The organism is Psychroserpens ponticola, assembly GCF_023556315.2.
In the GTDB taxonomy this organism is placed as follows: domain Bacteria; phylum Bacteroidota; class Bacteroidia; order Flavobacteriales; family Flavobacteriaceae; genus Psychroserpens; species Psychroserpens ponticola.
On the sequence record NZ_CP116221.1, the window covers coordinates 1486073 to 1506609 of the forward strand.

Annotated in this window: 17 protein-coding genes; 15 read left to right on the top strand and 2 right to left on the bottom strand. The window is 32.6% G+C overall.

All coding sequences use genetic code 11. The features are described 5' to 3' along the window. The first annotated feature begins 38 nt into the window (after positions 1–38). From MUN68_RS06565 to MUN68_RS06630, 14 genes are all read left to right on the top strand, one after another. The gene (locus MUN68_RS06565) at positions 39–1136 is read left to right on the top strand and encodes a type 1 glutamine amidotransferase domain-containing protein (protein ID WP_249994150.1); all 1098 of its coding nucleotides are present in this window, start codon (positions 39–41) and stop codon (positions 1134–1136) included. Between the two features lie 141 nt (positions 1137–1277). Further along, positions 1278–2606 carry a TolC family protein gene (locus tag MUN68_RS06570; RefSeq protein ID WP_249994151.1) on the top strand — a complete coding sequence of 443 codons (1329 nt, stop codon included), beginning with the start codon at positions 1278–1280 and terminating at the stop codon, positions 2604–2606. 11 nt (positions 2607–2617) lie between these two features. Further along, on the top strand, positions 2618–3826 hold the full coding sequence (locus tag MUN68_RS06575; protein ID WP_249994152.1) for an efflux RND transporter periplasmic adaptor subunit: 1209 nt from the start codon (positions 2618–2620) through the stop codon (positions 3824–3826). Between the two features lie 5 nt (positions 3827–3831). Next, positions 3832–4575, top strand: coding sequence for an ABC transporter ATP-binding protein (locus MUN68_RS06580; protein WP_249994153.1), 744 nt, complete (start codon positions 3832–3834; stop codon positions 4573–4575). 2 nt (positions 4576–4577) lie between these two features. Further along, a complete protein-coding gene (locus MUN68_RS06585) occupies positions 4578–5798 on the top strand; it encodes an ABC transporter permease (RefSeq protein ID WP_249994154.1) in 1221 nt (406 codons plus the stop codon). A 69-nt stretch (positions 5799–5867) separates the two neighbouring features. Then, positions 5868–6842, top strand: coding sequence for a sensor histidine kinase (locus MUN68_RS06590; protein WP_272792416.1), 975 nt, complete (start codon positions 5868–5870; stop codon positions 6840–6842). Between the two features lie 3 nt (positions 6843–6845). Then, a complete protein-coding gene (locus MUN68_RS06595; protein WP_249994156.1) occupies positions 6846–7580 on the top strand; it encodes a LytR/AlgR family response regulator transcription factor in 735 nt (244 codons plus the stop codon). A gap of 196 nt (positions 7581–7776) precedes the next feature. Continuing rightward, the gene (locus MUN68_RS06600) at positions 7777–8313 is read left to right on the top strand and encodes a TlpA disulfide reductase family protein (RefSeq protein ID WP_249994158.1); all 537 of its coding nucleotides are present in this window, start codon (positions 7777–7779) and stop codon (positions 8311–8313) included. A 9-nt stretch (positions 8314–8322) separates the two neighbouring features. After that, positions 8323–9021 (top strand): thioredoxin family protein, encoded by a 699-nt coding sequence (locus MUN68_RS06605; RefSeq protein ID WP_249994160.1) that lies wholly within the window; start codon positions 8323–8325, stop codon positions 9019–9021. 283 nt (positions 9022–9304) lie between these two features. Continuing rightward, entirely contained in the window at positions 9305–9925 is a 621-nt protein-coding gene (locus MUN68_RS06610; protein ID WP_249994162.1) for a DUF6515 family protein, read from the top strand. Between the two features lie 361 nt (positions 9926–10286). Further along, positions 10287–10778 (top strand): RNA polymerase sigma factor, encoded by a 492-nt coding sequence (locus tag MUN68_RS06615; RefSeq protein ID WP_249994164.1) that lies wholly within the window; start codon positions 10287–10289, stop codon positions 10776–10778. Next, the gene (locus tag MUN68_RS06620; protein WP_249994166.1) at positions 10762–11418 is read left to right on the top strand and encodes a hypothetical protein; all 657 of its coding nucleotides are present in this window, start codon (positions 10762–10764) and stop codon (positions 11416–11418) included. Before MUN68_RS06615 ends, MUN68_RS06620 begins: the two co-directional genes overlap by 17 nt. 110 nt (positions 11419–11528) lie before the next feature. Then, positions 11529–11981: a hypothetical protein gene (locus MUN68_RS06625; RefSeq protein ID WP_249994167.1), complete on the top strand. Its 453-nt coding sequence runs from the start codon at positions 11529–11531 to the stop codon at positions 11979–11981. Positions 11982–12069: 88 nt separating this feature from the next. Further along, the gene (locus MUN68_RS06630; protein ID WP_249994169.1) at positions 12070–13464 is read left to right on the top strand and encodes an alpha/beta hydrolase family protein; all 1395 of its coding nucleotides are present in this window, start codon (positions 12070–12072) and stop codon (positions 13462–13464) included. 22 nt (positions 13465–13486) lie between these two features. Here MUN68_RS06630 and MUN68_RS06635 read toward each other — a convergent pair whose 3' ends face one another. Together MUN68_RS06635 and MUN68_RS06640 are read right to left on the bottom strand one after the other, a co-directional pair. Continuing rightward, entirely contained in the window at positions 13487–13732 is a 246-nt protein-coding gene (locus tag MUN68_RS06635) for a LytTR family DNA-binding domain-containing protein (RefSeq protein WP_249994172.1), read from the bottom strand. Positions 13733–13904: 172 nt separating this feature from the next. After that, positions 13905–18869 carry an FG-GAP-like repeat-containing protein gene (locus MUN68_RS06640; protein ID WP_249994174.1) on the bottom strand — a complete coding sequence of 1655 codons (4965 nt, stop codon included), beginning with the start codon at positions 18867–18869 and terminating at the stop codon, positions 13905–13907. 685 nt (positions 18870–19554) lie between these two features. On the opposite strand from MUN68_RS06640, the gene MUN68_RS06645 reads away from it, so the two are divergent. Then, entirely contained in the window at positions 19555–20355 is an 801-nt protein-coding gene (locus MUN68_RS06645; RefSeq protein WP_249994176.1) for a hypothetical protein, read from the top strand. The last annotated feature ends 182 nt before the right edge of the window (positions 20356–20537 follow it).

A 20537-nucleotide genomic window follows, 5' to 3' on the forward strand; every position in this document is an offset into this window, starting at 1 on the left:
TATGTTATTGGTCAGATCATTAATTAAAATGAAATAGTATGTTTAAAAAATTTAAAATCCTTAAATGGATAGGAGTGTCATTAATTAGTATAATTGTTATTGTCGTATGCTTTGTAGTTTGGTTTGTGAGTTTATTACCACCAATAAATGAAGCAGCAGAAACAACTGTTGTTAATGACTTGCCATATTTATCTGAAAATATTATACCAACAAGAGGCAAAATTTTAGCAGTAGTTACAAGTACTGATACTATGGGAGCAAGTGATAAAAAAACAGGCTATGAATTAACTGAGTTATCACGTGCTTATTATGTGTTTGAGGCGAATGGATTTGAAGTCGATGTGGCAAGTCCGTTAGGAGGACAGCCACCAGTAGTAATTGATGATGATGACATGAGTGTTTTTGATTTTGCGTTCTTAAACGATTCTATTGCACAAGAAAAAATAGCACACACTATACCTATAAAAGATGTCATTGCAGATAATTATCAAGCCATTTATTTTGTTGGTGGAAAAGGTGCGATGTTTGATTTTCCGAATAATACAGACATACAAGCTATTGTTAAAAATTACTATCAATCAAATAAAGTGATAGGTGCAGTATGTCATGGGCCAGCAGCTTTAGTAAATGTTACTTTAGATAATGGTAAATCACTTTTAGAAAATAAAACCATAAGTGCATTTACAAATGAAGAAGAACTGCTTTTAATTTCAGATGCAAAATCTATTTTTCCATTTCTGCTACAAGATGAAATCATAGCACAAGGTGCAAATTTTAATGAAGGCATCATGTATTTAGAAAATGTAAGTCAGGACCAAAATTTAATCACTGGTCAAAATCCATGGTCAACCTGGTTATTGGCAGAACAAATGATTAAACAATTAGGCTATGCGCCAAAATATAGAGCCGTTACAGCCGAAGAGAATGCCATATCAGTTTTATCCATCTATTATGCTCAAAGTAAAGATGAAGCAAAAGCTATGATTGAAAATATGCTGCTCAAGGAACATAAACCTGTTGATAGAATGTTATTGGCACAACATACAATTGTATCTCTAATGAAAAGCGATATTGGTAGCTTTTTTGATATTCTAGGTTTGGTGTCTTACGCGAATGCATGTGAATCTAAAAAATAGATGAAATTTGATTAAAATAATAAAAACTTCATCGATATAATTCCTCCTTTAGTATAGACAATCTTATTAAACATCTATTACAGTTTAATAAGATTGTCTATTGTTTCACTTTTGAAGTGTTAAATTAAAAACACTCAATAAATGAAACGTTTTTTTATCATCGTACTACTGTTGGCTAGTCAGTTTGTTTTAGGACAAGAGACCAGTTTAGTTACTTCCAAAATTTGGACATTAAATGATTGTCTTGAATATGCCTTAGAGCATAATATTACGATTAAAGATGCGTCTTTAAATAAAGTACAGGCAATTGTTGATTATGGTAAAGCCAAATCTTCTAGACTTCCAAACCTTTATGGTTCAGCCACACAATTTTTTACAAATGGAAACTCTGTAGATCCTTTTACAAGTGATTATGTTACTGAGCAGATTTATAGTACCAATGTGAGTTTAAATAGTTCTCTGACCTTGTTTCAAGGGTATCAACTTAATAATCAAATAGAACAGAATGAATTATTACTGAATCAGAGTGTTTTTTTAGAAGAAGCAGCGAAGAATAATATTATTATTAGTATTCTAGAAAACTACTTACAAATATTACATGCTAAAGAAGGTATTGCAATTGCTGAAAACAATATGATCGCTTCAGAAAAAGAAGTCGCACGAGCAAAAGCAAGATTGGATGCAGGTTCAATTGCGTTGAGCGATTATACTGAAGCTCAAAGTCAGGCAGCAACAAATAAATATGCTGTTATAACTTCAAAAAATATATATCAACAATACATAATAGCACTTAAACAATTATTAGAGTTAAACCCAACTCAAAATATTGAGATTCAAGATTTAGATGCTGACTTTGATTATGTGAGTCTTGAAATTGATAAAACAACTATTTACAATAAAGCTCTAGGTATTTTACCAGAAATAAATGCAAGTAGATTAGAAGTCGAAGCGAGTGAAAAAGATTTAGAAATAGCTAAAGGTGCTTATTTGCCAACTTTATCATTGACGAGTAGTCTTGGTTCTGGTTATACCAGTGTGAATGATAACAATTTTACAGATCAGTTTAATGTGAATTTTAATCAACGTATAGGTTTGTCGTTAAACATTCCAATTTTTAATAGAAACCAGACGAAGGCAGTCGTACAAACAGCACAAATAAACATTGAAAAGGCAGAAATTTCTCAGTTAGCTACCAAAAAAGACATCTATAGAAAAGTAGAGACCGCTTATCAAAATGCATTATCTGCACAAGAGCAATTAATTGCTTCAGAAGCCTCTAAAGATGCTGCAGAACAATCTTATAATCTAGCACAAAAAAAGTATGAGTTAGGTGATTTAAGTACCACAGATTTGGTGATTAATCAAAACACGTATACCAATGCACAGCAAAACTATTTACAAGCCAAATACTTGAATGTATTATACCATCAATTATTACAATTTTATCAAGGAAATGATATTAAACTTTAATCAACACAGTTATGAAAACTAAAAAAAACATCATCATAGGTAGCCTTTTACTCGTTGTACTTGCAATTATAGCATATGCCTTATTAAAAGGAGACGATGCTATTGTAATAGAAGCTAAAACCGTTGCGGTCAAAAAAGCAAATGTCACCACTATGGTTACTGCTACAGGAACCATTGAGCCTATCACACAAGTAGAAGTGGGTACACAAGTTTCGGGAGTTGTAAAGAAAATTTATGTGGATTATAATAGCGAGGTTAAACAAGGGCAACTTATAGCGGAGCTTGATAAAACAAATCTAAATGCTTCTAAAACACAAGCACAAGCGGCTTATGACAATGCTGTAAGTCAGAGAAATTATATGAAAACCATTTTTGAAAGACAGCAAACGTTGTACGATAATCAAGTGATCAGTAAGTCGGATTTTGATGATGCGCAATTTAATTACGAAACGGCAAAAGGAACGGTTACTCAGCGTTTATCAGATTTGCAATCGGCTAGAACTAATTTAGAGTATGCCAATATTTATTCGCCAATAGATGGTGTTGTTTTATCTCGTGATATAGATGAAGGTCAAACTGTTGCTGCAAGTTATAGTACACCAACCTTATTTACAATAGCACAGGATTTAAAAGAAATGCAAGTAGAAGCAGATGTTGATGAAGCAGATATTGGACAAGTAAAAGAAGGCCAACGGGTAGAGTTTACTGTAGATGCCTATATAGGAGAAACATTTAATGGTGTAGTGACACAAGTGCGCTTAGATCCTACAGTGACTTCAAATGTAGTGACTTACACTGTTGTAATTAAAGCAGAGAATGAAGATTTAAAACTAAAGCCAGGATTGACAGCAACCATTTCTATTTATACATTAGAATTAAATGATGTGCTTACGGTAGAAGCAAAAGCCATTAATTTTAAGCCAGATAGAGAAACTTTAGCAACTTATAATTTACAACATCAATTGACAGAAAGTACCAATAAACGTTCAAAAGAAGAAACTACACTTTGGATACTTGAGGACAACAAAAGTATCACACCAAAAACAGTAACACTTGGTGCGAGTGATGGTGTAAACGTTCAAATTTTAAGTGGCTTGTCTAAAGGAGATGCCTTAGTATACAGTTTAAAAGGGGTTTCTAAATCGGAAGCAGGTTCACCAGCAGAATCAAATGAAAGCCCGTTTATGCCACAACGACCTGGAGGAAAGAAAAAAGGATAAAGACCATGAGTAAAGACACTATAAAAATAAAGGATCTAAAGAGAGAGTTTACAATGGGAACCGAAACGGTTCATGCGTTGCGAGGGATTTCATTTAGCATAAAGGAAGGAGAGTTTGTAACCATTATGGGATCCAGTGGATCTGGAAAAAGTACCATGTTAAATATTTTGGGTTGCTTAGATCAGCCAACTTCTGGGACTTATGAAATTGATAATGTGAGCGTAAAAAATTTAAGTAAAAACGAACTCGCAACGATAAGAAATGAAAAGATTGGATTTATTTTTCAATCCTATAATTTACTAGCAAGAACATCTGCTATTGAGAATGTAGAATTACCCTTATTATATAATAGCAGAGTAACTTCTGAAGCGCGAAGGGAACGAGCAATTAAAGCCCTAGAGATGGTTGGTTTAGGGGATAGATTGCATCATACACCTTCGCAGCTTTCGGGAGGACAACAACAACGTGTTGCTATTGCAAGATCGTTAGTAAACAATCCGGTAATGATACTAGCTGATGAAGCGACGGGAAACTTAGATACAAGAACCTCATATGAGATCATGTCCTTGTTTCAAGAGTTAAATAAACAAGGTATTACCATCACTTTTGTTACACACGAACCCGATATTGCCGCATTTAGCAGCAGAACAATTGTGTTGAAAGATGGGAATATTATGCAAGATTATAAAAATCATAAGGTGCTTTCTGCAGCTGAAGAGCTAGCAAAACTACCGCAACAAGACGATTAATTATGAGACTATTAAATTTATTTAAAATCGCAACAAAAGCTATCGTTCTTAATAAAACAAGAACCTTGCTTACGATGCTGGGTATTATCATTGGAGTGGCTTCTGTAATAGCGATGTTAGCCATAGGTGAAGGCTCTAAAGAAAGTATTCGTACAACTATTTCTGCAATGGGTTCTAATATGATTACCATTAGACCAGGAGCAGATGATAGAGGTCCAGCAAGAGGAAGTGGAGGTGATGTACAAACCTTAACACTCAAAGATTATGAAGTAATAAAAGAACAAGCAACGTTATTGAGTTATATCACACCAATGGTTAATGGTGGAGGCCAAATCATTAATGGCTCAAATAACTGGCCAAGTACTATTTATGGTGTCAACCCTGAGTATTTAAATATTAAAGTCGTCGATTTACAAAGCGGAAGTATGTTTACTGATGCTGAGGTAAAATCGGCATCAAAAGTTGCAGTCATCGGTCAGACCGTTGTTGAAAATGTCTTTCCAAATGGAGAAGAACCTGTTGGGCAAATGATTCGTTTTAATAACATTCCCTTTAAAGTGATTGGTGTATTAGAAGAAAAAGGTGAAAATACTTTCGGACAAGATCAAGATGATGTGGTGATTGCTCCTTATACCACAGTACAAAAACGTATTTTGGCTATAGATCACTTAAATCAAATTATAGCTTCGGCAATAAGTGAAGACGATGCGCCTGAAGCGTTAACACAAGTGATAAATCTTTTACGTTCTCAGCACAAATTAATGGATTATGAAGACGATGATTTTACAGTCCGTTCTATGGAAGAGTTGATTTCTACGTTTAGTTCTACTAGTGAAATGTTAACAATACTGTTAGTAGCAGTGGCAAGTATATCGTTATTAATTGGAGGAATTGGTATCATGAACATCATGTATGTTTCGGTAAAAGAACGTACCAAAGAAATCGGTTTACGTATGGCTGTAGGAGGAAAAGGTTCAGATATATTAATGCAGTTTTTAATAGAAGCCATATTAATTAGTATAACAGGAGGTGTGCTAGGAGTAATCCTTGGTCTTAGTTCCACTTATTTTATAGAAAAATTCTTAAATTGGCCTACAAGTGTTGCTGTTTATTCCATTGTGATTTCATTTGCTGTATGTGCAGTAACTGGTATCTTTTTTGGATGGTATCCTGCAAGAAAAGCATCAGCATTAGACCCAATAACAGCGTTACGTTACGAATAACATATGATGTATAAAAATAAAAACATAACAGTCCTATCACATTTACTAGTATGGCTAGTACTGTTCAGTATGCCTTACTTGTTATCTTATGGACAAGAGCAAGACATTAATAGAATGATTGCCCATTTTTGGATTCCATTAGTATTTTCAGCAGTACTATTTTACCTTAATTATTTTGTACTGATAGATAGGTTTCTCTTTCCCAAAAAGATGGTTGCATTTATGATTATAAATGTTGCGATTATTGTTTCATTCTTATTATTGAAAGAATTAATTGAAACTACTTTTTTTTCAGAATTAGCACTAAAACGCGCCAATCGAGATAGTGCTACTGGACCACCATTTAAAATTTTTATTTATGTGCAGACCTTATCCTATCTGGCACCTTTATTATTTTCAATTGCCATAAAAAGCACAAAACGTTTGGTAAAAACGGAAGCGGAACGAAAAGAAGCCATTAATTTTAAATTACAGTCCGAGTTACAACATTTACACTATCAGTTGCAGCCGCATTTCTTTTTTAATTCCTTAAATAATATTTATGCCTTGGTCGATATTTCACCAGATCAAGCTAAAACGTCCATTCATAGTTTGAGTAAGTTGATGAGATATATGCTGTATGAAACGAATGAAGAATCGGTACCATTATCTAAAGAAATCGATTTTATGAAAAAGTATATCGAGTTAATGAAGTTGAGAGTTTCAGATAAAACTAAGGTTATTTATCAGTTTCCTTCTGAAGACACTGGAATTCGTATTGCACCTTTGCTATTTATTTCATTGATTGAAAATGCATTTAAACATGGTGTTTCGGCAAGCAAATTAAGCGAAATACACATAGTAATGAGAGTTGATGGAACTACCGTTCTATTAACTATTGAGAATGATAACTTACCTAAAAAGACTGACGATAAAAGTGGTTCAGGTATTGGGCTTCCAAATATTGAAAAGCGTTTACAATTATTGTATCCAAATAAAAATAGTTTTAAAACCCTTGTAAGAGATGATCGTTTTGTGGCAACTTTAGAAATTCAAACCAACTAGATTATGAGCAACTTAAAAATTACTTGTGTTATTGTAGATGATGAGCCAATGGCGCTTAATTTAGTAGAAAGCTATGTAGAAAAGACACCATTTTTAGAGCTTAAAAAGAAGTGCAGTAATGCGATTGAAGCGATGGAATTTTTAAAAACCGAACCTGTAGATTTACTGTTTTTAGACATCCAGATGCCAGACTTGACAGGTATAGAATTTTCTAAAATGCTACCAAAAGAAACACGTGTTATTTTTACCACAGCTTTTGATCAGTATGCTTTGGAAGGCTTTAAGGTAGAAGCATTAGATTACCTTTTAAAACCTTTTGATTATGCAGAGTTCCTTTCCGCAGCAAATAAAGCAAACACTTGGTTTGAATTGGTAAAAGGAAAAAAACAAAGTATCGTCTCTGAAGAAAAGGAATTCCTTTTTGTAAAATCTGAATATAAACAATTGCGCATTAAATTAGCTGATGTCTTGTATTTTGAAGGCTTAAAGGATTATATTAAGATCTGGTTGAAGAACAATCCGAAGCCTATTTTAACACTGATGAGTTTAAAATCTCTGGAAGAAGAATTGCCTGAAACACAATTTATGCGTGTGCATCGTTCGTTTATTGTATCATTAAACAATATTGATATTATTGAACGTAGTCAGATCATTATCAACGAACAACGTATTACGGTTTCAGAGCAATATAAACCTAAGTTTTTAGCATTTATTAATAATAACTCACTTAACTCTTAAGATGCTTATTTGCCTATCTATAAAATCATTCTATTTATAGACGGAAAATAGTTAAACGTCTATTTGTCTTTTTCAGAAGACTTCATTCAAATACATTTAAATTCTGATTTTAAGATGACTACTAAAAATTGAAGCAAAAGAAAGTCAAGCTTAAGTATTTAAAATTTAAAACAATTAAACTTGTAGTCTTAAGACTATGATAAAAGTAAGATATAAAATGCATAAGCGAATTCTATTAATAATGTCAGTTTTATGTCTTGGTTTTGTAACCTCGAGCAATATAGAAATAGAATATTACACCTCTAATGATACTGATATTCCTATTCTAAATTTTGATGCTTTAGAACCTTTGTTATATGCTGAATCTGAGGACATTCAGATTGTTAATTTTTGGGCGATGTGGTGTGCGCCATGTGTTAAAGAATTACCCGTGTTTCAGGAATATCAAAGAAACAATCCGAATGTAAAAGTCACACTGGTCAGTCTAGATTTTCCTGAAGATGTTGAAACTAAACTAAAACCGTTTTTAAAGAAAAAAGGAATCACCTCAAAAGTAATTCTTTTAGACGACCCAGATTCTAACAGTTGGATAGACAAGATCGATCCAAATTGGTCTGGTGCCATACCATTTACTATTATATTCAACAGTAAAAACCGTTCTTTTCATGAACGTACTTTTAATAATATTACAGATTTAAAAAATGAAATTAATACTACAATAAATAACAAATAACAAATAACAATGAAAAAAAACAATGTAATATTCGCAGCTATGATCTTATTAAGCGGTTTGTTAATAACAACTACAGCTAATGCCCAAGAGAGAAAAGGACCACCTCCAAACGGTGAGCGTAAAGGACCTCCAAAAGGTGGTCACAGTCCAGAGCAAACTAAAACTTTAGAAGAAATTGGAGGTTATAAAATTGGAGAAGTTGCAACCGATTTCAAACTAAAAAATGTAGATGGCACATTTTTTTCTTTAACCAATATAAAAGATGCAAAAGGATACATTGTCGTTTTCACCTGTAATGAATGTCCGTTTTCTAAACTATATGAAGACCGTTTAATTGCACTTCATAATGAATATGCTTCTAAAGGGTATTCAGTAATTGCTATTAATCCTAATGTTAGTAAAGGTAATGAAAGAGAAAGCTTTGCTGCTATGCAAAAAAGAGCAAAAGAAAAAGAATTCCCGTTTGTGTATTTAGCAGATGAAAACAAAGAGGTATTTCCAAAATATGGTGCAGTAAGAACACCTCATGTCTTTTTATTAGATAGTGAAAGAAAGGTTCAATACATAGGAACTATTGATGATAATGCTAGGTCTTCAGAAGACGCTAAGGTTAACTTTGTAGAAAATGCGATACATGCTTTAGAAAATGGAAAACAGCCAGAACCTAATTTTACGAAAGCTATTGGTTGTCCTGTAAAAGCTATTTAAGATAATTAAAGCGTCATACAACAACCTAATTGAATTTGTTAAAAAGAAGGTGTACTTATAGTAGTACACCTTTTTTATATAATGGCTATTAATGAACTCCCTTTCATTTCTGAATAAAAGTGTTGTCTATAAAATAATCGTAATCGTAGATTAAAAATAAGCACTCGTCTATTTCTGTTTTTTTCAACTCTTTATTGAAATACCTTTAAACTATAAAAAGAAAATGGTGTCTTAATTTATAGATACGATATGAAGGATGTTTAATCATTTAAATTTTAAAATTATGAAAGCCTATATAAAAGCATTTGTCTTACCAAGTTTATTTATGGTAGCCATTATTTCGCAAGTTACAGCACAAACACGTCGAACGACTACAACTAATAGAACCGTAAAAACGACAAGAACTAATACAGCTAAAGTTGAAACCACAAAAAGTAGTGCCACGAAGCGAATACCTAATACTAGAGTAACTTATAAAACACCAAAAAGGAAAGTAGTTTCTGTAAGAACCCTTCCTAATAGAACGGTTATTACTCATAGAGGTCAGAATTATTATTATTCAAATAATAAATATTATACACAATCTAGAGGTCGATATATCGTAATAGCACCAAAGGTTGGTTTTAGAGTTCATGTATTGCCAACACAGTATACAAGGGTTAGGTTTAATACGTTTAATTACTACAATGCGCAAGGTGTTTTTTATGTTCAAGTTAATAACGAATATGAAGTTGTAGATCCAGAAATAGGAACGATTGTTTACGAGCTTCCTGATGATTATGAAAAAGTAATTATTGACGGGTTAACCTATTATGAGTATGCAAATATATTATATGAAAAAGTACAAATAAATGGTGCCAGAGCTTATGAAGTAGTTGGAATTATTGATATGGAATATAAATAATTGATTTGATTGGTTAGTAGTTTGAAAAGGAGAGTAGTTTATTAATTATTCTCCTTTTTGTTTTAAAATGTTTTTCAAGATGTCACTCGAGCTTTGATTAAAAGCGAAAGTTGTTACAGTTTATTGAAAAAGTTACTCCAAATGGTATTTCTGTAATGTTAATGGTACATTTTTTATGCTACAATGTAAAAGAGTGAAGTAAAATCTCTGTGGCATGATTTGTTAGGACATGTTTAAATGAATTTAAGAAGCAAGAATAGTTTGAAGTAAATATTGACTCAAACTCAATTTTTTTCATATATTTTAAAGCTATAGTGTAATAATTTTTCATTTACGCCACTAACCAATAAAAACAACACTATTGAGTAGCGATTTTTATAAAGCATCTATTTTACCATTTTCAGGAATAATCATCAAATTATGCCGAGCTTATACCAACTCGCAACAAGATTTTGAAGATTATTATCAAGAAGTGTGCTTGCAAATCTGGAGGAGTAAAGACAATTTTCGTGAAGAATTGCAATGGAGTACTTGGGTGTATCGTATTTCATTAAACGTTTGTTTGACCTTACTTAAGAAAAAGAAAAACAATGTTCAATATTTTGTGTCTGATTCTATAACTGTTGAAGAAACCGAAGATAACTACGCGTTTTCAGACGAATCACTAAATTTATTATATGATGCTATTAGAAAACTATCAGAAATTGATAGAGCAATTATTATGTTGTATTTAGAAGAAAAATCGCAAAAGGAAATTGCTGAAATTATTGGAACTAATCCTAATAATATTGGTGTACGTGTTAAAAGAATTAAAAATAGATTAAAAAAAATATTAGATGGAAAGATCAATTGAAAGCATTTGGAAAGAGGGTTTTCTTAAGAGTGACGCATTAGTAGCTCCAAAAATAAACAACCTTTACAACCAAAAATCAATTCATATTATTGATAAATTTAAAAGAATGTTTAAAATAAATTTGATTGCCATTATAGCATTCTCATGTATCTTTTTAATTGTCTCTTTCTTTGTTGGCATACCAATTACAGGTATAATGTTTTTTGTTTCGCTTTCAGTACTTGTGTTTATTAATAAGCAGTTATTAAATGGTTTAGATAAAATAGATAAAGGAGCAAGTAGTTATCAATATTTAAAATCATTTAATGAGTGGATAAAAAAGCAGATAGCAATCAATATAAAAATATCCAGATTTTTGTATCCAATAATATTTATTTCAATGGTTTTTGGTTTTTGGTTTAAAGATGCAGAAGGCATGCCTTTGGGCGAAAGACTTGTAGGTGAAATTCTTGTTGGGTTTCCTGATATTTATTTAGTATTTGGAATCCCATTAATAGGAATCGTTATCGCATTATTTATTTTAGTTTTACTGGCGTATTTTGGAGGTCGTATTTATAAATGGGATTTAAACCTAGTATATGGAAGAGTGTTTAAAAAACTAGAAGAAATGATGACTGATATAGAAAGTTTAAGAAATTAAAACATCTTTAAACCTTATAAATACTTGATTTTTAAATTAATTCAAAAAAAATAACTTTTGCATGTAATATTTTTTGTCTTCTGCCACTAACCAAGAAAACATTAATCATTATGACACTACAAGAAGCAAATAACTTTTTTGAAAATTTAAAAAATAATACAACTAAAAAATCTGAAGTTAAGGTTTATGAGAAATTTATTTATATTCTAACTGCATTGAAAGATAGAACCTTTACAACAGATGAAATTCAATCTTTAGAAACGGAATTGAGTAATTTAAATTTGAAATCAAATCCTGATAACAGAAAAAAATTCTTCAAAAAAGCACTAAGTAAATTTGAAAGCTATTTAAAGGAAACATTTCCCTTGACTTCCAAAGATTACTATACTAACATGAGTGTGAGCTTAGGAATATTATTTGGAGTTGTTTTTGGAGTTCTTATAGGTCAGCGTTTTGATAAATCCATGGGACTTTCCGTAGGGATTTGTATAGGGTTGTTCATTGGCGCGTTTATTGGTCGTCGTAAGGATGATCAAGCTAAAGCAACTGGAAACTTGCTATAATTAGCAGTAAAAGAAACACAAAGAATCACATTATTTATTTAAAATTAAAATGCCGAATAACTTTCGGTCAGCTAAAAAACAGCCTAAAATGAAAACAGTAGCAGCACTTATAATTATATTTATACTATCCATAGTAAACATATTTTCTCAAGAGATCTCAGGAAATTGGAGCGGAAAAACCAAACGTGGAGATAAAGAAATCACATTCGTTTTTAACATAAAACAAGAGAATGCTACCTATTTAACTACTATGAGTGTACCCACTTTTAGAGTTTCTGGTATAAAACCTTCAACTACAACTTTTGCAAATGGAAAGCTAACAATCGATGGTTCTAATGTTGGAATGTACTATGAAGGCATTTTTAATAATGAAACGCAACAATTTGAAGGAACGTATAAAGAAGGCGGAATTGAAATGGTTTTAAATTTAAAAAAAGGGTCTGTGAAAATTGAAGAGTCAAGAAGACCTCAAGAGCCTGTAAAACCATACCCTTATTATGAAGAAGAAGTAGTTTTTGAAAATGCAAAAGCAAAAATATCATTAGCAGGTACATTAACATTACCTAGTGAAAATGGGAAATTTCCTGTTGCAATTTTAATTAGTGGAAGTGGCCCACAAGATAGAGATGAAAGTTTTATGGGACATAAACCATTTTTAGTGTTGGCAGACCATTTAACAAGACAAGGCATTGGAGTATTACGTTTTGATGATCGTGGTCAAGGAGAATCTACTGGTGATTTTGGAAATGCAACAACAGAAGATTTTTCTAAAGATGTATTAAGTGCAATCACTTATTTAAAAACTAGAAATGATGTAGACATAAAAAACATTGGTTTAATTGGTCATAGTGAAGGTGGTATTATTGCACCTTTAGCTGCAAACAATTCTAAAGATGTTGCTTTTATGGTATTGTTAGCTTCTACAGGAATATCTGGAGCAGAATTATCTGTAATGCAATCTAAAACTTTAAGACAATTTCCTGTTAAAGATGAAGTAACTTATGAAAAAAACACAAGAAAGGCGATTGCAATTGTTACTTCAAATAAAAGTGAAACAGAAATTAAAAATGAATTAACAACACATTATAATAATTTTATAAGACCAATTTTAATGTCTTTAAATGTGCCAGAAGAAAAGGTTAACTTGTTTATATATAGTCAGTTAAAAACAAGTTTACAACCTTGGTCACGTTATTTTTTACAATACAATCCTGCTGATGAAATTGAGAAATTACAAATTCCGGTATTGTCATTAAACGGAAGTAAAGATTCCCAGGTAAATGCAAAAATAAATCAAGAAGGCATAAGAAATGCATTAATCAAAGGAGGTAATAAAGATTATAAGATTATTGAATTAGAAAATTTAAATCACTTTTTTCAGGAATGTGAAACAGGAAAGTTGGATGAATATAGAAAAATTGAGCAAACATTTTCTCCAACTGCTTTGAAAGAAATTTCTAATTGGATTTTAAAAAGAATTTAAAATGGTAATAATCCATTCAAATTTATTTGAAAAGTTGATTGATATTTGCTTTATATAATTTTCCTATTGGCACAATGTGATCTTGAATATAAACTCTGTTTCCTACAATACTATTGATATGCTTTTTGGCAACTGCAAACGATTTATGTACTTGAAGAAAATCATGATCTGAAAGCAATTGTATGGTATCAGATATTTTTTCGCGGATGGTTATGTTACTTTTAGTAGTAATAACTTTAGTATAATTTCCTGAAGCTTCAATAAACAAGATTGCATCTAAATCTATTTGAATGTAACTATTATATTGTTTAAAAACACATGCTTTTCTTTAGGTTTTGTATTTCCGTTGCTTTCATTTTTTAGTGTAGCAGTATTAGAAGCTGTTACTTTGTTTATGGCACCTAAAAAGCGTTCAAAACTAAATGGTTTTAATAAATAATCTAATTAATCACCATTTTTTTTGTTTTATAAGCACTTCCATTTGATAATTGCACGATGTAAACTCCGCTACTTAAAACATTAGCATTAACAGTATTTATAAGGTTTGAATTATCAAGAGTTTGATTAATTACCAATCTACCATGGATATCATAAATATTCACAGTGCTATGTTCTAATAATTGACCTTTTATAATAATTTCACTACTAGAATTATATGAATAAATTAAAATGTCATCTAACCCAGAAATTAGTGTCGTTATGTTTTCATTAGAATACCTTAAAAAGAAACGACCAGTTCCCGCAAAATTTGTATTTGGAGTAAACACATAATCAGAATCATTTAAAAGGGTTAATGTCTTTAATAACGTATCTTCAAGATATACATTCACATTAGTTGGTAACGTAGAGTCATCTCCTAAACTAATTGTTAAAACTGTTCCTTCTTGTGCTTTTACTCCTAACGGAATTACAACATCATTGAAATCATTATATGGCAACGATTGAATTGCAATATCTAAACCTTGATTATCTTCAACAAGATTTGTAAATATTGAAAAATCACCTGACACACCTCCATAAGCACTTGCATCATATCCTTTATCTAAACCTTTTGTAGTCCCTTCAATAAAATAAATATCTGTACTATAAGTCTTAGTATTGTTTGATAATATCAATTTGCTTAATACTGAACTAGTTCCATTTTGGGAACGTCCTATAATAAAATCATCACTTGTTCCAGTAGCTCTCATTGTTGGAGTAAACTCTAAATCGTAAAGCGGTACATGAGTTGGGTCAGCACTAACAAAGAATCCTTGACCTGGAGCAATAAGTGTCGAAGGTGTTGTAGTAGCTAAATTGTAAATAATCCATCCATCTAGTACATTACCATCATATCCATATATAGCAGCAGTACTAGTATTCATTAAATTAATATTTTTAAGACCTGTACTCACTTCATGATTAAGGAAAGCCTGAACGTTTAAATAGGAAGGATATGGATTACCAACTAGATTCCATTCAGCTTCCGTTGGTCCAGAATTAGTGATATTATAAGTAACAATATCATTATTAGCAGTTCCTGTAAAAGTAAAGGTGTCATTGTCACTTGATGCAGCTCTATATCCAATACCTGCATCTAATGCTGTTGTGGAAGAACCAGCATAAGTTAAGTAATCACCCGTGACTTTATCAAAAGGACCAAATAAATATAAGTTGCCATTGTTTAAAATATTAGGGTTTGCTAACACAAAATCATCAAATTCTTGACCAGTTAAAGGCGCTGAAATTAAGTCATTACTTCCAGTCTCACCAGAACCATTAATATTAACATGGCGCTCGTAGTTAATTGTACCTGTAACAGATCCATCAAGAATTAAACTTGAATACAATTGAGATGTTGATTTTAAAGTCGTTGTATTTGCTGATAACGTAACGCCTGTATTTACAGTTAAAGCTGCACCAGCTTCAACTGTTATAACATCAATTGCAGTATTCATAGAAATTACAGCTTCACCAGCTTCGACTACAATAGTATCGTTATTACTAGCGACGTTATTAGGGTCACTCGGAGACCAAACGTTATTATTAAAGGTATAAGCTATTGGATTTACGCAGAAATTAGTGGTGTCAGAGCCTAAAAAGCTCCCACCGGAAGCAACTGTTGTTCCATTAGCTGTTACAGTAAATGATCCATTGCCATATCCACAGCAAATACCATCTCCGTAAGTATCATTAATGATAAAGTCATAACAACCATCAGCAAGGCATTCTTCAATATTTATCGTAGAGCCATCTGCTTGATCAGCATAAGTTCCGCCGGAAGCTACAATAGCGCCAGAGTTGTCTTGAATTGACCAGCTTGTTTCTTGTGGATAGTCGTCAAATGTAATAGAAATCACGATCACGTTTTCTGTACATGGGCAAACATCTGGACACGACCCACCACAATCAATTCCAGTTTCATCACCATTTTGAATGCCATCAGTACATGTCGGCGTTACTGGGCAAGCATCTGGACACGACCCACCGCAATCAACTCCAGTTTCATCACCATTTTGAATACCATCAGTACATGTTGGCGTTGGTTGGCTTTCAATAATCTGTAAGAATTGATTAATTGCCGGATTCATAATTTCATCAACAATACCTGAAGGCCAGCGAACAACTACTTTTTCTACTTGAGAGCTTACTCCAATTCCATAGTGTTGTGTAAACGAATTTACCAAACCATATCCTTCACCTGATTTTACATCTCTTATTTGTATACCCCAAGTACCATGTAATTCCACTCGGGCTCCAATACCATTTATATTACTGACTGTTCCTTCTAATTGAATATTAAGAAAGTTGTTTGAGTTCCCTTGATTTAGCCAAATTCTATCTTTTATTGTAGTTGGTGAATTGAATCCGTTAGCATATCCAGCATAAATATCTAAGAAACCATCGTGATTGATATCTCCAACAGAGAACGAATGAATTTGATCGGAGTTAAACGGATTTATTGCATTCTGAAAAGTACCATCTCCATTATTATAGAAAAGGAAGTGACTATCGGTTCCTGATACCATTAAATCTATATATCCGTCATTATTTAAATCTTTAAAGAAACCTTGAATTCCAGTAATATTTTGTGAATCTAGAGTTGGTAAAAGCCCACTTCCCGAAGTGATTTCGGTAAAGGTTCCGTCACCATTATTTCTCATTAAATTAGGACCTTCATAGTGGTTTATTATAATGGCATCTAAATCACCATCATTATCAATATCACCGAAATCAGATAACCAGCTTTGAGCTCCTATTTTAAGATTAGCTTGTTCAGCAACTTCAATAAAATTATTATCACCATCATTTTGCCATAACATGTTAATACGGCGCGGATCAGTACTACTGGTTGCACCACCTCTACATTTAGAAATATAAAGATCAAGATCACCATCATTATCATAATCAATCCACATGCTTGCATAATTTCCAGAATTGTCACTACTTGGAGTCGTTTCAGTGCTTATTAAATTCTCATTGAATAAGAGTGTTCCATCCTGATTATTTTGAAATGCTCGTGCTTCTGCATCGTCATGACAAGCAAAAATATCAGCCCAACCATCGTTATTTATATCTGCAAAATTGGCACCTTGTAAGAATATATTTGAATTAAATAGATTAGACTGCGAGTATGAGTTGTTACCATTATTATTCTTAATAATTTTCAAGTTATCATAAGCTCCACCAGCCATAATATCATTGTATCCATTATGATCAAAGTCAGCAATAGCAGTACCCCATTGGTTTTGGTTACTTACATTACCGTGTTCAAAGCTTGTAAATAGTTGTCCAGCTCCATTTTGATATTGGATACGAAGCGTTCTAGCATTATTAAACTGTACAATATCATCTTTTCCATCGCCATTCATATCGATGACTCCCATAGGCAATCCACTAAAGTTGTCTTGACCTAGAAGAGCAGTTCCATCTGTAAAGCCTACTATATTTCCTCCAGGGTTAGTATTATTTACTGCAATTGTAGTTGTAGCTTGGTCAGATTGTAATCCATCACTAACAATTAATGTTGCTGTAAACTCAGCCGAACTCGTATATACATGACTAGTCGTAACACCTGAAGCTGTGTTACCATCTCCAAAATCCCAAGAATACGTTAGTGTGTCGCCATCAGCATCTGTTGAAGCTGACGCATCAAAATCAACACTTAAAGGTGCTGAGCCATTTACTGTAGACGCTGAAAACAAAGCTATTGGTGGAGAAGACGTCGTAGGTGTAAGGCTATTAATCCAATCTTGAATTAATTGAACACCAGCTGTATCTACAACATCTTTTGCTATTGGTGGCATTTCAATACCAGTTTGTGTAGAATTCATTCTAAAATGAGCCATTGAATTTGCAACATCCTGCGGAATAATAACTTTCGGATCGCTCAAACCTTCATCATATACAACATCACCATAAATAATATTTTGATTTCCTAATGGCGTTGTAAAACGAGCGTCAAACATAGCTATATTATCGACTGTTGGGTTGTGACAACTTCCACAGTTCACATCAATATAAGATCTAGCTCTATCTTCAATAGAAGCGCTTAAATCGTCTTTTGCAGCTACGGCTGAATAGGTACTTACATTGCCATTGGTAATCGCTTCAGTTATGAGTCCGAGCTCACTAAAATTCACTAGTTGGTTCATTGTAATTCCAGTACTAGGATAAAGGATAGACTTATTAAGGTTTCTTGTTTTTGGTCCTAGAACACTACCATTTTGAGGGAAGTGACAAGAAACACACTCGGTTCTACTTGGGTAATGCCAAGATTGGGTAACTCCATTAACAACGACATCTTCATCAACAGCAGCATTTAATAGTGTTGCATCTGTTTGGGCTATATTCCACTTATACGTTAAATAGTAATATATGTCATCGTCACCTTTAACTTCAAATCGTGTTTCAAGACGTTGTCCACCAACTTCAAAATGTTTAATTAGGACTGAGCCTCTTGGGAAGTCCCAAGCTTCATCATTTGAAAATGTAATTTGCTCGTCAGCAGTATTGTATGAGCCATCATTTGGTACAGCCATCCATCTTTTTTTGTCAGCTCCATCAGACCAAAACGGTTCAATCATATCATAAGGAATGAGCCCAAGGCTTGGAGTTAACGCAACCAAATCGGAAAAGGCTCCAGTTTGTGACAATAAGGCTGGAATACCAGTGTTGCCTGAAGGTGTTGTCGTTGGTAAATTTCCATTAAGAAATTTTGCAATCGCTTCAGCGTTCATGGCTGACTCGGCTAGTAATTCTTCAACCTCGTAGGACGCTAAAGCTAGCATTTTATAATCTGCAACCTCTATACTTTCATATTCTGAATAATGTGAAGAATTAATTTGTGATTCATTAAAATATAGAACTGAAAGCGCTGCAATTGCTGCTAGAGTTAAAAATGTAATAAATTTCTTGTTAGCCATTTTATTTGTGGAATTAACAAAAAATACATGCAAAAAAATCATGTGCTATTTATACATCATCAGAAAAGAAAATGTATCGAATAAAACAAAAGCATTAATGAAGAATTTAGCGTGTAGTTTTTGTCATGGTTTATTGATTGTTGGTTTGTTAAGTTGGCTTGAATTAATTTCAAACGAAACGTGCTCTACAAGATGACATATAATTACGTTATATGGTAATATTTTCGTTTATCGTATTGGTTTTTAGGTTGTAGTACTTTTTAGCAGTTCTTGAGACAGGGGTAGAAAAAGGATTGGTTCCTGCTTCATAAAATTAATTCTATTATAATCTATAGGTGCATTGCCGTGCATTATAGGTGGCTTTACTATGGCGTATCTATGAAGTATCTATGGCGTATCCATTAACTAAACACTTGTAAATTCTTAAAAAAATTAAGAAATAGATCACAAACATTAACATTATTTAGCATTTTGAAATGTAATAATCGAGATAAATGCTTCGTTATCAAATAATTGCAAATACACATACACATGATTTCCACAAAGCCGTATTGAAAATCAATAGGCCTATTGATAATTATTGATTCTTTATAAAAGAGAATTGAAATTGTTTAACTAGAGTTCTAACGCTATGAAATAAGCTCATAACATGAGTTATAGTATTGGCTCATAATATTTAGAAATTATGGCAAAGCAAAAAGGTTTTATCAGGTTAAAAGGTTCGTTGGGAGGACTTACTTTTTACAAGAATAACGGAAATGATTTAATTAGAACTACTGGAGGTGTCGATAAAAATAGGATAAAAAACGATCCTGCTTTTAAACGTACTCGTGAGAATATGAGTGAGTTTGGAGCTTCTGCAACTGTTGGAAAAGCATTGCGCATGGGATTTGCAAATATTATCAAAACTATGAGCGATAACAGTATTGTTGGCAGAATAACTGGGCTTATGAAAAAAATAAATTCTGTTGGGACAGGAATAAGAGGGCAACGTGCTTTTGAAATCATGCCAAATAAAATACTATTAGAAGGTTTTGAGTTTAACAAAACAATGCCTTTAGATGCAATATTTTATGCACCAAACACAGCACCAACTTTAGATGCTAATAGGAGTGTGGCCACTTGGGTTGTACCAGATTTTAATGCTTCTAACTATATAAATGCACCTGAAGGCGCAACCCATTTTAAATTGGTATTAGTTAGTACTGTTTTAAGCGATTATGCCTTTAATACACCTTTAGGGAAGTATGAAGCCACTAATGCCGATGAAAATGAAACCAATGGCATTGCTTTTAGTGCAGAACTTCCACTAGATGGTATGGTAGGCGCAGATACTACATTAACTGTAGATTTAGGTTTTGCAGCTGCATTACCAGCAACAGTTGCTGTTATTAATGCTGTTGGTATTATTTTTTACCAAGACATAAATTCTTTGTTTTACGAATTGGCAAGTGATAATGCTATGAAAATAGAGAGTATTGGATAACATGCCATCTGCCTTTGGCATTTTTCCTAAGGGCAGAGAGCGGTTTAAAATATAAGGTTTGTGGAAACCTTTATGTGAGGAAAGGCAATCTTAATTATTTAAGGTTGCTTTTCTTCATGCATTAAAGTAAAACTCAATCTTCTTTTTCTTTATTTTTTTCTTTACAACTGTTTCTCTACGAT